Annotated in this window: 11 protein-coding genes; 9 read left to right on the top strand and 2 right to left on the bottom strand. The window is 65.1% G+C overall.

The genetic code is table 11. The annotated features are described in order from the left end of the window. Positions 1-8: 8 nt before the first annotated feature. Positions 9-1,199 (top strand): M20 aminoacylase family protein, encoded by a 1,191-nt coding sequence (locus HV744_RS01350; RefSeq protein ID WP_175147762.1) that lies wholly within the window; start codon positions 9-11, stop codon positions 1,197-1,199. A 117-nt stretch (positions 1,200-1,316) separates the two neighbouring features. On the opposite strand, the gene HV744_RS01345 is transcribed toward HV744_RS01350, so the two are convergent. Beyond that, a complete protein-coding gene (locus HV744_RS01345; protein ID WP_175147761.1) occupies positions 1,317-2,141 on the bottom strand; it encodes an IclR family transcriptional regulator in 825 nt (274 codons plus the stop codon). A 208-nt stretch (positions 2,142-2,349) separates the two neighbouring features. Here HV744_RS01345 and HV744_RS01340 point away from each other — a divergent pair, with 208 nt between their 5' ends. The 8 genes from HV744_RS01340 (at position 2,350) to pcaF (ending at position 10,881) form a co-directional block, all read left to right on the top strand. Beyond that, entirely contained in the window at positions 2,350-3,054 is a 705-nt protein-coding gene (locus HV744_RS01340; RefSeq protein ID WP_175147760.1) for a FadR/GntR family transcriptional regulator, read from the top strand. Beyond that, positions 2,975-4,033 carry an L-threonate dehydrogenase gene (gene ltnD / locus HV744_RS01335; protein ID WP_281363621.1) on the top strand — a complete coding sequence of 353 codons (1,059 nt, stop codon included), beginning with the start codon at positions 2,975-2,977 and terminating at the stop codon, positions 4,031-4,033. The genes HV744_RS01340 and ltnD overlap by 80 nt, the downstream gene beginning before the upstream one ends. Before the next feature lie 15 nt (positions 4,034-4,048). Then, positions 4,049-5,365: a 3-oxo-tetronate kinase gene (gene otnK / locus HV744_RS01330; protein ID WP_175147758.1), complete on the top strand. Its 1,317-nt coding sequence runs from the start codon at positions 4,049-4,051 to the stop codon at positions 5,363-5,365. Further along, positions 5,362-6,024 carry a 3-oxo-tetronate 4-phosphate decarboxylase gene (gene otnC / locus HV744_RS01325; protein ID WP_175147757.1) on the top strand — a complete coding sequence of 221 codons (663 nt, stop codon included), beginning with the start codon at positions 5,362-5,364 and terminating at the stop codon, positions 6,022-6,024. Before otnK ends, otnC begins: the two co-directional genes overlap by 4 nt. Positions 6,025-6,092: 68 nt before the next feature. Then, a complete protein-coding gene (locus tag HV744_RS01320; protein ID WP_175147756.1) occupies positions 6,093-7,427 on the top strand; it encodes an MFS transporter in 1,335 nt (444 codons plus the stop codon). A 78-nt stretch (positions 7,428-7,505) separates the two neighbouring features. Continuing rightward, complete coding sequence (gene otnI, locus HV744_RS01315; protein ID WP_175147755.1) at positions 7,506-8,294, top strand: 2-oxo-tetronate isomerase; 789 nt, start codon at positions 7,506-7,508, stop codon at positions 8,292-8,294. Positions 8,295-8,319: 25 nt separating this feature from the next. After that, entirely contained in the window at positions 8,320-9,300 is a 981-nt protein-coding gene (gene denD / locus HV744_RS01310) for a D-erythronate dehydrogenase (protein ID WP_175147754.1), read from the top strand. Between the two features lie 378 nt (positions 9,301-9,678). Then, positions 9,679-10,881 (top strand): 3-oxoadipyl-CoA thiolase, encoded by a 1,203-nt coding sequence (gene pcaF, locus HV744_RS01305; protein WP_175147753.1) that lies wholly within the window; start codon positions 9,679-9,681, stop codon positions 10,879-10,881. A 131-nt stretch (positions 10,882-11,012) separates the two neighbouring features. On the opposite strand, the gene HV744_RS01300 is transcribed toward pcaF, so the two are convergent. Further along, positions 11,013-11,393, bottom strand: coding sequence for a DUF2917 domain-containing protein (locus HV744_RS01300; protein ID WP_175147752.1), 381 nt, complete (start codon positions 11,391-11,393; stop codon positions 11,013-11,015). Between the last annotated feature and the right edge of the window lie 466 nt (positions 11,394-11,859).

Raw genomic sequence — 11,859 nt, 5'->3', positions numbered from 1 at the left:
CAATCGAGATGAACGAAGCCGCGCGCTTTACTGAAGTGTCCGACCTGGAACCCGCGGCGCAGAGCCTGCGCGAGATTCGCCATCACATTCATCACCATCCGGAACTGGCCTACGAGGAGTTGCGCACCGGCGCGCTGGTCGCGGAGAAGCTCGAACAATGGGGCTGGCAGGTCACGCGCGGGGTCGGTCAAACGGGCGTGGTGGGCACGCTGAAGGTGGGCGACGGCAAGCGCAACATCGGGATTCGCGCGGACATGGATGCGCTGCCGATTATCGAGCAAACCGGCCTGCCGTATGCGAGCGGCACGCACGGCAAGATGCACGCATGCGGCCATGACGGCCACACGACGATGCTGCTCGGCGCCGCGCAACATCTCGCGGCCACGCGCAATTTCTCGGGCACGGTGCATCTGTACTTCCAGCCGGCGGAAGAGAGCGGCATCGACAGCGGCGCGCTGAAAATGATCAACGACGGCCTGTTCGAGCGCTTTCCGTGCGACGCCGTGTTCGGCATGCACAACCATCCTGGCGAAGAACCGGGTGTGCTGCTGTTCCGCAAAGGGCCATTCATGTCGGCGGGCGACAAGGCGATCATCACGATCGAAGGCGTCGGCGGCCATGCGGCGCGCCCGCACCTGACGGTCGATCCGGTCGTGGTGGCGGCGAGCATCGTGATGGCGCTGCAGACGATCGTCGCGCGCAACGTCGATCCGTCGCAGCCGGCGGTGGTGACGGTCGGCTCGATGCACGCGGGCACTGCGAACAATGTGATTTCGGGCAGCGCGAAGCTGGAACTGAGCGTGCGTTCGTTCAGCCCCGAAGTGCGCGCACTGCTGAAGAAGCGCATTACCGAACTCGCCGAAACCCAGGCCGCGAGCTATGGCGGCAAGGCGGTGGTCGAGTACATCGAAGGCTATCCGGTCGTGGTTAATTCCGATGCCGAAACGGATTTCGCGGTGCAGGTGGCGCGCGAACTGGTCGGCGACGACAAGGTGGTCGCGCAGACCGGCATCCTGATGGGCAGCGAAGATTTCGCCTTCATGCTGCAAAAGCGGCCGGGCACCTTCCTGCGGATCGGCAACGGCGCGGGCGAGGACGGCTGCATGGTGCACAACCCGCACTACGATTTCAACGACCGCAATCTGCCGGTCGGCGCGGCGTTCTGGACGCGGCTGGTGGAGCGGTATCTGGGGCAATGAGCCGACGCTGAACGCGCGCCGCAGCCAGCGACCTGACGAAGCGGTCTCGATGCTCAGGGAGACCGCGAATAAACCGGATTGATTGAAGGAGCGATTGACCGCTCGATCGAGCCACCTTCACCCGCGCCGCGCGACCATCTCCGACACAGTCTGCGCGGCGTGCTGCAACGGCTCCAGAAACGCCTTCACCATCTGCTTCGCCGAATTGCGCTGCGCATTGCCGCTGATGTTCATCGCCGCGATCACGCGCCCCTGGCGATTGCGGATCGGCGCGGACAGCGAGATCAGCCCGCCTTCCAGTTCCTGATCGACGATCGCCCACCCCTGGCGGCGCACCTGGGCGATCAGCTTCTTCAACTCTTCCTTGTCGGTCACGGTGCGCGGCGTATGCGCGTAGAGCGGCGCCGAACTGAGCGTCGCGTCGAGCGTTTCGTCGTCGAGCGCGGCCAGCAGCACGCGGCCCATCGACGTGCAATACGCGGGCAGGCGGCTGCCGATCGACAGATTGATGGTCATGATCTTGTGGGTCGGCACGCGTAGCACGTAGACGATCTCGGTGCGGTCGAGCACGGCCGCCGAGCAGCTCTCGTGGACCTGCGCCGACAGTTCTTCCATCACCGGTTCGGCGAGATTCCAGAACGGCATCGACGTCAGGTACGCGAAACCGAGGTCGAGAATCTTCGGCGTGAGGCGGAACAGGCGGCCCTCGGCTTCCACATAGCCGAGCGTCTGCAGGGTCAGCAGGATGCGGCGCGCGCCGGCGCGCGTGAGGCCGGTCGCGGTGGCGACGTCGGTGAGCGTCTGTTCGGGGCGCGTCGCGTCGAACGCGCGGATGACCGCGAGGCCCCGCGCGAACGACTGCACATACGAGTCACCCGGTTTGTCCGGGGCCGGTTCGGCGCTGACGGGAACGGCGGCAGACGGCGGCAGGGCTTTGCTCATGGGCCTTCAAAGATGGGTTCGGGAAAGTGCGCACGACGGCCGCGCCGGTTCTCGTGGCGCGCTGCTGCGCAAAGGCGTGACGATAGCTTAAGCCTTCTGTTTCGCCAACTTAACGCGGATTTGGCCAAAAAATCCCAGGGTTTGCGCGGTTGCCGACCGCATCTAAAATTTGTATGATGACCAGATAACATGATCAATCGAGGCATCGATGTTCGATAAGATTCCTGCCCGGGCGCTGAGCGACACCGTCGCGCAGCAGCTTCTCAAGCAGATCGACAAAGGCACCTTCGAGCGCGGCGGCAAGCTGCCGACCGAGGCCGTGCTGGCGCAGCAGTTCGGCGTGAGCCGCACGGTGATCCGCGAGGCGATCTCGCGGCTGAAGAACGAGGGTGTGGTCGAGCCGCGCCAGGGCAGCGGCGTGTTCATCGCGGCGCACGGCGCGATCCGGCCGCTGCGGATCGACTACGCCGAAGCAGTCGAGCCCGGTTCGGTGGTGCAGATCCTCGCGCTGCGTCGGGCGATCGAGGCGGAAGTCGCGTCGGAAGCCGCGATGCGCCGCACCGATGCCGACATGGCGTCGATCGACGCGGCGCTCGCCAGGATCGAGCAGGCGGTGGCCGAAGGCGAAGACGGCGTCGCTGAAGACGTCGCGTTTCATCGCGCGATCGCGGCGGCCACCGGCAATCCGTATTTCCTCAAAACGCTCACGTTCCTGAATCAGTATCTGGAAGCCGGCACGGTCGTCACGCGCCGCAATGAAGCGCTGCGCGAGGACTTTTCACGTCAGGTGCGCGAAGAGCACGCGGCCATCGCCGCCGCGATTCGCGCGGGCGATCCGATGGCGGCGCGCAACGCGGCGCGAACCCATATGTACAACGCCGCGCGGCGGCTGGCGGAAGCAGGTATTTGCTGAGGTTCACTGCATAGCGCGGGGTCGGGCTCCGGCGAACGCACAGGCCCATCGGGCGCAGCAACGCATAACGAATTCTTGGAGGTCAAGCATGTCCAGAAATGTCGGTGTCATCGGTCTTGGTGCAATGGGCCTGGGTGTCGCGCGCTCGTTGATGCGCGGGGGTTTTCGGGTCCACGCCTGCGATCTGCGCAGCGAGGTGCTGCAGGCGTTCGTCGCCGAAGGCGGCGTGGGTTGCGCAACGCCAGCCGAACTCGGCGCGCAGTGCGAAGTGGTCGTCACGCTGGTCGTGAATGCCGCGCAGACCGAAGCCGTGCTGTTCGGCGAGCAGGGCGCGGTGGCAGCCATGAAGCAGGGCGGCGTGGTGATCGCGAGTGCGACGGTCGCGCCGGACTTCGCGATCGAACTCGGCAAGCGGGTCGAGGCGGCCGGGTTGCAGATGCTCGACGCGCCGGTTTCAGGCGGCGCGGCGCGCGCCGCTTCCGGCGAGATGACGATGATGACGTCCGGTACGGCCGCGGCCTACGCCGCGTGCGAGGACGTGCTGGCCGCGATGGCGGGCAAGGTGTATCGCCTCGGTTCGGCGCATGGCGCGGGGTCGAAAGTGAAAATCATCAATCAGTTGCTGGCCGGGGTGCATATTGCGGTGGCCGCCGAGGCGATGGCGCTCGGTTTGCGCGAAGGCGTCGATCCCGACGCGCTGTACGACGTGATCACGCACAGCGCGGGCAATTCGTGGATGTTCGAGAACCGCGTGCCGCACATTCTCGCGGGCGACTACACGCCGCTGTCGGCGGTCGATATCTTCGTCAAGGATCTGGGGCTCGTGCTCGATACCGCGCGTCGTTCGAAATTCCCGCTGCCGCTGTCGGCGGCAGCGCATCAGATGTTCATGATGGCGTCGACGGCCGGCCACGGCGGTGAAGACGACTCCGCGGTCATCAAGATTTTCCCCGGCATTGATGTGCCGGCGGCGAAGTAAGCAGGAGAGCTTGCTATGACGGCTACTACGAAACGCGCGCTGTTGGGCTGTATCGCGGATGACTTCACCGGCGCCACCGATCTCGCCAATATGCTGGTGCGTGGCGGCATGCGCACGGTGCAAACCATCGGCGTGCCCGCGTCGAACGAAACGATCGAGGCCGACGCGCTGGTGGTCGCGCTGAAGTCGCGCAACATTCCGGCCGCCGACGCGGTCGCGCAATCGCTCGCCGCACTCGACTGGCTGCGCGCGCAAGGCTGCCGCCAGTTCTTCTTCAAGTACTGCTCGACTTTCGATTCGACCGATGCGGGCAACATCGGCCAGGTGACAGATGCGTTGCTCGATGCGCTGAGCGCCGATGGCAACGCCGGCACCAGCGCTTTTACGATTGCCTGCCCGGCCTTTCCCGAGAACGGCCGCACGATCTTTCGCGGCCATCTGTTCGTCGGCGACGTGCTGCTCAACGAGTCGGGGATGGAAAACCATCCGCTCACGCCGATGCGCGATGCGAACCTCGTGCGCGTGCTGCAACGACAGACCCAGGCGAAAGTCGGCCTCGTGCGTTATGACGCGGTGGCCAAGGGCGTGTCAGGCGTGCGCGCAGCGTTCGACGCGTTGCGCACCGACGGCGTACGCATGGCGATCGCCGACGCGGTGTCCGACGCCGATCTCCACGTGCTCGGCGAAGCCTGTGCGGACCTCACGCTGATCACGGGCGGCTCCGGCGTCGCGTTGGGCCTGCCGGCCAACTTTCGCCGTGCGGGCTTGCTCGCCGAGCAGGCCGACGCCGCGCAGTTGCCGCGCGTCGAAGGCTTGTCGGTGGTGCTGGCCGGCAGCGCGTCGAAAGCGACCAATGCGCAGGTAGCGGCATGGCGCGCCACCCGGCCGGCGTTCCGCATCGATCCGCTGGCGGCGGCGCGCGGCGAACCCGTCGTCGAGCAGGCGCTGGCCTTCGCGCAGACCTGTCTCGAGCGCGCCGAGCCCGTGCTGATCTACGCGACCGCCACGCCCGACGAAGTGAAAGCGGTGCAGCGCGAACTCGGCGTCAACGAAGCGGGGCATCTGGTCGAATCCACGTTGGCGTCGATCGCGCGCGGCTTGCACGGACGCGGCGTACGCAAATTCGTGGTGGCCGGTGGCGAGACGTCGGGCGCGGTCGTGCAGGCGCTCGACGTGCGCACGCTGCGCATCGGCGCGCAGATCGATCCCGGCGTGCCGGCGACGGCGACCACCGGCGCCGCGCCGCTCGCGCTCGCGCTGAAGTCGGGCAACTTCGGCACGACCGATTTCTTCGACAAGGCGCTGCGTCATCTCAACGGAGCCGCGCAATGACCGGCACGCCCGCACTCCATACGAGCAACGAAGCGCGCGTGCGCGAGGAAATCTGCGTGAGCGGCGCGAGTCTTTATCAGCGCGGCTATACGGTGGGCACCGCCGGCAACATCAGCGCGCGGCTCGACGACGGCTGGCTGATCACGCCGACCGACGCGTGCCTGGGCCGGCTCGATCCCGCCGAGATCGCCAAGGTCGATTTCGACGGCCACGCTGTTTCGGGCGGCAAGCCATCGAAGACGCTGGCGCTGCATCGCGGCATCTATGCGCGCAACGGTGAAGCTCGCGGCATCGTCCATACGCATTCGACGCATCTGGTCGCGTTGACGCTCGCGGGCGTTTGGAACGAGACGGATGTGTTGCCGCCGCTCACGCCGTACTACGTGATGAAAGTGGGCCACGTCCCGCTGATTCGCTACAAACGCCCCGGCGATCCGCAAGTGGCTGCGCAGATCGCCGCGCTCGCCGACACCGTTCGCGCGGTGTTGCTCGAGCGTCTCGGCCCGGTGGTATGGGAGCGCTCCGTCGCGCAGGCCTCATATGCACTCGAAGAACTCGAGGAGACCGCGCGCCTGTGGCTGATGACGAATCCGCGGCCCGCACCGCTCGACGAAGCCGCACTCGAAGAACTGCGCGCCGTGTTCGGCGCGCGCTGGTAGAAACCCGACACAACAAAGCCACGCCGCCCACGGCGAAGTATCAGGCTATTTCATGAAGGAGACATTGCATGAGCTCGTATCAGGCCGCAGCCAGCCGTCCCGTTGCCGCACGCGCGGCACAACCCGGCGCTGCCGAAGTTGAACGCACCTACAAGAAGGTGTTCTGGCGCATCGTGCCGTTTCTGATGCTGTGCTACGTGGTCGCCTATCTGGACCGCGTGAACGTCGGCTTCGCGAAGCTGCAGATGTCGCAGGATCTCGCGTTCAGCGAAACGGTGTTCGGGCTGGGCGCCGGTGTGTTCTTCATCGGCTACTTCCTGTTCGAGTTGCCGAGCAACATCCTGATGCACAAGCTCGGCGCGCGGATCTGGATCGCGCGGATCATGATCACGTGGGGTTTGCTGTCCGCGGTGTTCGTGTTCGTGAAAACGCCGATGCAGTTCTATCTGCTGCGCTTCCTGCTGGGTCTCGCCGAGGCCGGTTTCTATCCGGGCGTGATCCTGTATCTGACCTACTGGTTTCCGTCGCATCGGCGCGCGAAGATCATCGCGGTGTTCATGTCGGCGATTCCGGTGTCGGGGATCTTCGGCAACCCGCTGTCCGGCTGGATCATGCAGACGTTCCATAACAGCTCGGGCTTCGCGGGCTGGCAATGGATGTTCCTGATCGAAGCGATCCCCGCGATCGCGATCGGTATCGCGACGATCCTGTATCTCGACAACGGCATTGCCAGTGCGAAGTGGCTGAACGAATCCGAGAAGCGCCTGCTCGCCGATGAAATCGCCGCCGCGCAACCGCAGGAAAAGACCCACAAGCACTCGCTCGGCGCGGTGTTCCGCGATCCGCGCACGTGGTGGATGTCGCTGATCTATTTCGCGTTCGTCACCGGGCAATACGGCCTGACGTTCTGGATGCCGACGCTCGTCAAATCGACGGGTGTGAGCGGCGCGTTCAACATCGGTCTGCTGAGCGCGATTCCGTTCCTGTGCGCGATCGTCGTGATGAACGTGATGGGGCATAGCGCCGACAAGCGCCGCGAGCGTCGCTGGCATCTGATCGTGCCGGCGCTGTTCGGCGCGGTCGGCTTCACGGTGGCCGCTTCGTTCGCGGACAACACGACGGTGTCGATCGCGTTTCTGTCGTTGGCCGCCGCCGGCGTGCTGACCTGCGCGCCGCTCTTCTGGTCGCTGCCGACCGCGTTCATGTCGGGCGCGAGTGCCGCGGCCGGCATCGCGATCATCAACTCGATCGGCAATCTCGCGGGCTTCGCGAGCCCGTACATGATCGGCTATCTGAAAGACCTCACGCACAGCACGCAGACCGGCATGTATGTGCTGGCCGGCATGCTGGTGATCGGCGCGATTGCCACGTGGCTCACGCCGGCGAAGCTGGTCAATCGATAAATCGACGTTGGCGCGCGGCGCACGCTTCCATTGCTTATGCCGCGCGCTGGATCACACCGTTTGCAAGGAGTTGTCGCCATGCCTCGTTTCGCCGCCAACCTGACGATGATGTACAACGAGCACGCTTTCATCGACCGTTTCGCCGCTGCCGCCAAAGACGGCTTTGAAGCGGTCGAGTATCTGTTTCCGTACGATTTCCGCGCCGACGAGATCAAGGCGCGGCTCGACGCGAACGGTCTGACGCAAGCGCTCTTCAATGCGCCGCCCGGCGACTGGGCCGCTGGCGAACGCGGCATCGCTTCGCTGCCGGGCCGCGAGGACGAGTTTCGTCGCAGCGTCGAGACCGCGCTCGAATACGCGCGCGTGCTCGGCAATCGCAAGCTGCATGTGATGGCCGGGCTGATCGGCGCGGATCAGTCGCGCGTGAAGCATCGCGATGTGTATCTGAAGAATCTCGCCTATGCCGCGCAGGCCGCGCAACCCGACAACATCATGGTCGTGATCGAGCCGATCAACACGCGCGACATGCCGGGCTTTTTCCTGAACCGTCAGGACGATGCCCAGGCGATTTGCGCGGAAGTCGGCGCGCCGAATCTGAAGGTGCAGTTCGACTGCTATCACTGCCAGATCGTCGAAGGCGATCTCGCGATGAAACTCAAACGCGACATGGCCGGCATCGGCCACATCCAGATCGCGGGCGTGCCGGAGCGCCACGAGCCCGACATCGGCGAATTGAACTACCCGTATCTGCTGGAGCTGATCGACTCGCTCGGCTACGACGGCTACATCGGTTGCGAATACCGGCCGCGCGCGGGCACCTCGGCCGGCCTCGGCTGGCTCAAGCCGTATCTGAACGGCAAGCGCTAACCACGGACAACAACGGACACTCATCATGAAAGTACTGATTACCGGCGGCGCGGGTTTTCTTGGCCAGCGTCTCGCACGTGAACTTCTGTCGCGCGGCTTCCTGAAAGACCCGCAAGGCGCACCGCAAGCGATTACCGAACTGGTGCTACTCGACGTCGTGCGTGCGGGCGATTTGGGCGACAGCCGCGTGCGTACCGAAGTGGGCGACATCGCCGAGCGCAGGGTGCTGGAGCGCGTGATCGACGACAAGACTTCTGCGATCTTCCATCTGGCCGCGATCGTCAGCGGCCAGGCCGAAGCGGATTTCGATCTCGGCATGCGCATCAATCTGGATGCGTCGCGCCTGCTGCTGGAAACCTGCCGGCAGCGCGGGCATCGGCCGCGCGTGGTGTTCACGAGTTCGGTCGCGGTCTATGGCGGCGACCTGCCCGACGTCGTGCAGAACGACACCGCGTTGAATCCGCAATCGTCGTACGGCGCGCAGAAGGCGATCGCGGAGTTGCTGCTCAACGACTACGCGCGGCGTGGTTTCGTCGACGGCCGCGTGTTGCGGCTGCCCACCATCAGCGTGCGGCCGGGGCGGCCGAACGCGGCGGCATCGTCGTTCGCGAGCGGCATCATCCGCGAGCCGCTGAACGGTGAAGCGGCGGTGTGCCCGGTCGCGGGCTCGACGCGTTTGTGGCTGCTGTCGCCGCGCAAGGCGATCGAGAGCCTGATCGCCGGACTCGAACTCGACGCGGCCGCGCTCGGCAACCAGCGCGTGCTGAACCTGCCGGGGATTTCGGTGAGCGTCGACGAGATGATCGCCGCGCTGCGCGAGGTCGCCGGCGACGAGGTCGCGAACCGGATCGTGCGTGAGCCGGATGCGCGGGTGGAGAAGATCGTCGGCAGCTGGCCGGGGCGGTGGGATACGTCGCGCGCCGAACGGCTGGGCCTGAGCGGCGAGCGCAGCTTCGCGGACGTGATCCGCAGCTACATCGCGGACGAGCAGATCCAGCTCCGCTGAAACCCTCCAGAAGCCCGTGCCGGCGCCGCCACAGCGCGCTTGCCGGCACGGGCTTGCGATTCGTCCGACGCTTTGCGGTACTCCCGCGGCCTGCACGTATTCCCTGGTGCGGGCCTGGCCGCGCTTGACACGGTTTCGCGCACGCGCCTATTATCGAGCCTGGTTGTTCGATATATGACCGAGTGTTCGTATAAAGAACAAATGGCGATTTCGAAACCGTCGTTCACTATCCTGCGCTAAGCTGCCTTGACGTGACGGCTGCCGTGCCGCCGCTTCCCGTTACGCTCGCCGGGCCGATGCTTTCGCGCATCCCGTCCGCGCCAGCGCGGCTTGCCGGCCATGGCGCAGCGCACGCAGCACATCAACTGGAGACATCACATGACCGAAGCATTCCTGTGCGACGCGATTCGCACCCCCATTGGCCGCTATGCAGGTTCGCTGTCGTCGGTGCGCGCCGACGATCTGGGCGCGGTGCCGCTCAAGGCGCTGATGGAGCGCAACAAGGAGGTCGACTGGAACGCGATCGACGACGTGATCTACGGCTGCGCGAACCAGGCCGGTGAGGACAACCGCAACGTCGCGCGCATGTCGCTGCTGCTGGCCGGCTTGCCGCAAGGCGTGCCGGGTTCGACGGTGAACCGTCTGTGCGGCTCGGGCATGGACGCGGTCGGCATCGCGGCGCGCGCGATCAAGTCGGGCGAGGCCGCGTTGATGGTGGCCGGCGGTGTCGAAAGCATGAGCCGCGCACCGTTCGTGATGGGCAAGGCGAGCAGCGCGTTTTCGCGCCAGGCCGACATCTACGACACAACGATCGGCTGGCGTTTCGTCAACCCGCTGATGAAGCAGATGTACGGCGTCGACTCGATGCCGGAGACCGGCGAGAACGTCGCGACCGACTACCACATCAGCCGTGCCGATCAGGACGCGTTCGCGCTGCGCAGCCAGCAGAAAGCCGCTCGCGCGCAACGTGACGGCACGCTGGCGCAGGAAATCGTCAGCGTGACGATCGCGCAGAAGAAGGGCGATCCGATCACGGTGTCGCAAGACGAGCATCCGCGCGAGACCAGCCTCGAAACGCTGGCCAAACTGAAGGGCGTGGTGCGTCCGGACGGCACGGTCACGGCCGGCAACGCATCGGGCGTGAACGATGGCGCGGCGGCTCTGCTGCTCGCCAACGAAGCCACCGCGAAGCGCTTCGGCCTCACGCCGCGTGCTCGCGTGCTGGGTATCGCCACGGCCGGCGTCGCGCCGCGCGTGATGGGCATCGGCCCGGCACCCGCCACGCAAAAGCTGCTGGCGCGTCTGAACATGACCATCGATCAGTTCGACGTGATCGAGCTGAACGAGGCGTTCGCTTCGCAAGGGATTGCGGTGCTGCGCGCGCTCGGCGTCGCTGACGACGACGCTCGCGTGAATCCGAACGGCGGCGCGATTGCGCTCGGCCACCCGCTCGGCATGAGCGGCGCGCGTCTGGTGACGACCGCGATGTATCAGTTGCAGCGCACGCAAGGCCGTTTTGCACTTTGCACGATGTGTATCGGCGTTGGCCAGGGCATCGCGATCGCTATAGAGCGCGTGTGATGGTTTAGCGTGGGGCGCTGTTTGCGGCGCTCCGGCTTTGTAAAGCATCATGAACAGCCCCATCGCGTGAGCGATGGGGCTGTTCCATTTTGTGCCGCGTGTGCGAGGCCGTCGCGCCACCGCTTGCTCTACTAACGTGGCGTAGGCGCCCCGATGTTCAACCATGCGAGCCATCCCAGCCAGCGTCCGAGCATCCCGCGTCTCACTGAGAGCGCACTGCTCAACGACACGCGCGCGGCATGTTCGCCGTCCGTGCTGAGCCACACGCGTTCGCCGCGTTGCAGTCGGAACTCGACGCCCGGCGCGAGCCAGTGATCGTAAGGTGAACTGACGCGTGTGAGCCAGACGCGCGCGCCCTGTACCGTGAGCGTGCTGTCGGCTTCGACGTGCCAGCTCAGCGTCGCGCCTGGCATCACGGAAAAATGCAGCACCACTTTCGGCAGACGCTCGGCCTGCTGATACGCATCCCGACTTGAGTCGTCATCCATGCACTGCGGGCTTGCCTGATCCATCTTGCTCTCCGTCATCGAGCCGGCGGACGGAGGCGCCCTCAAAACAAAAGGCCCCTTCCGTTACCGGCGGGGCCTTGGGGGTCTTGTTTTGCAGATTCAGACTGCTAACGCGCACGTGCTCCCAATAGCCAGCCGATGATGGCTCGCTTTGGGTGATTAATCGCTACGGCGATGGAGGTGTGCGTCAACATGAAACCGAGTGTGCCGTTTTGCCGCGTGGCTTGTCAATAAAAAAATGGCAACCGTTGCATGCGATTATGCGAGCAGGGTGTTTCGCAATGCGTAACGCTAATTGACAACCGCGAGCGCATGCAGATTCATTTCCATCCGCGGTCAACCCAATCTATGTCGAAATATGTCACGGCCCCTCGCAAAGCGCCCGCAAACCTTTGTCCAGCATGCCTCCGCCAGGGTGAAACAAGGTGACATATCTTCGTTGCTGATTTGCCCGGCACGTCCTTCTATA

The sequence above is a fragment of the Paraburkholderia ultramafica genome (assembly GCF_902859915.1).
GTDB lineage: Bacteria > Pseudomonadota > Gammaproteobacteria > Burkholderiales > Burkholderiaceae > Paraburkholderia > Paraburkholderia ultramafica.
This window is presented reverse-complemented; position numbering and strand designations above follow the sequence as displayed.

Excerpts from the sequence above, each read along its gene's own strand:
- HV744_RS01300 (WP_175147752.1), bottom strand. The coding sequence starts at position 11,393 with ATGGATCAGGCAAGCCCGCAGTGCATGGATGACGACTCAAGTCGGGAT.
- HV744_RS01320 (WP_175147756.1), top strand. The coding sequence starts at position 6,093 with ATGAGCTCGTATCAGGCCGCAGCCAGCCGTCCCGTTGCCGCACGCGCG.
- otnK (WP_175147758.1), top strand. The coding sequence starts at position 4,049 with ATGACGGCTACTACGAAACGCGCGCTGTTGGGCTGTATCGCGGATGAC.
- denD (WP_175147754.1), top strand. The coding sequence starts at position 8,320 with ATGAAAGTACTGATTACCGGCGGCGCGGGTTTTCTTGGCCAGCGTCTC.
- HV744_RS01350 (WP_175147762.1), top strand. The coding sequence starts at position 9 with ATGAACGAAGCCGCGCGCTTTACTGAAGTGTCCGACCTGGAACCCGCG.
- HV744_RS01340 (WP_175147760.1), top strand. The coding sequence starts at position 2,350 with ATGTTCGATAAGATTCCTGCCCGGGCGCTGAGCGACACCGTCGCGCAG.
- otnC (WP_175147757.1), top strand. The coding sequence starts at position 5,362 with ATGACCGGCACGCCCGCACTCCATACGAGCAACGAAGCGCGCGTGCGC.
- HV744_RS01345 (WP_175147761.1), bottom strand. The coding sequence starts at position 2,141 with ATGAGCAAAGCCCTGCCGCCGTCTGCCGCCGTTCCCGTCAGCGCCGAA.
- pcaF (WP_175147753.1), top strand. The coding sequence starts at position 9,679 with ATGACCGAAGCATTCCTGTGCGACGCGATTCGCACCCCCATTGGCCGC.
- otnI (WP_175147755.1), top strand. The coding sequence starts at position 7,506 with ATGCCTCGTTTCGCCGCCAACCTGACGATGATGTACAACGAGCACGCT.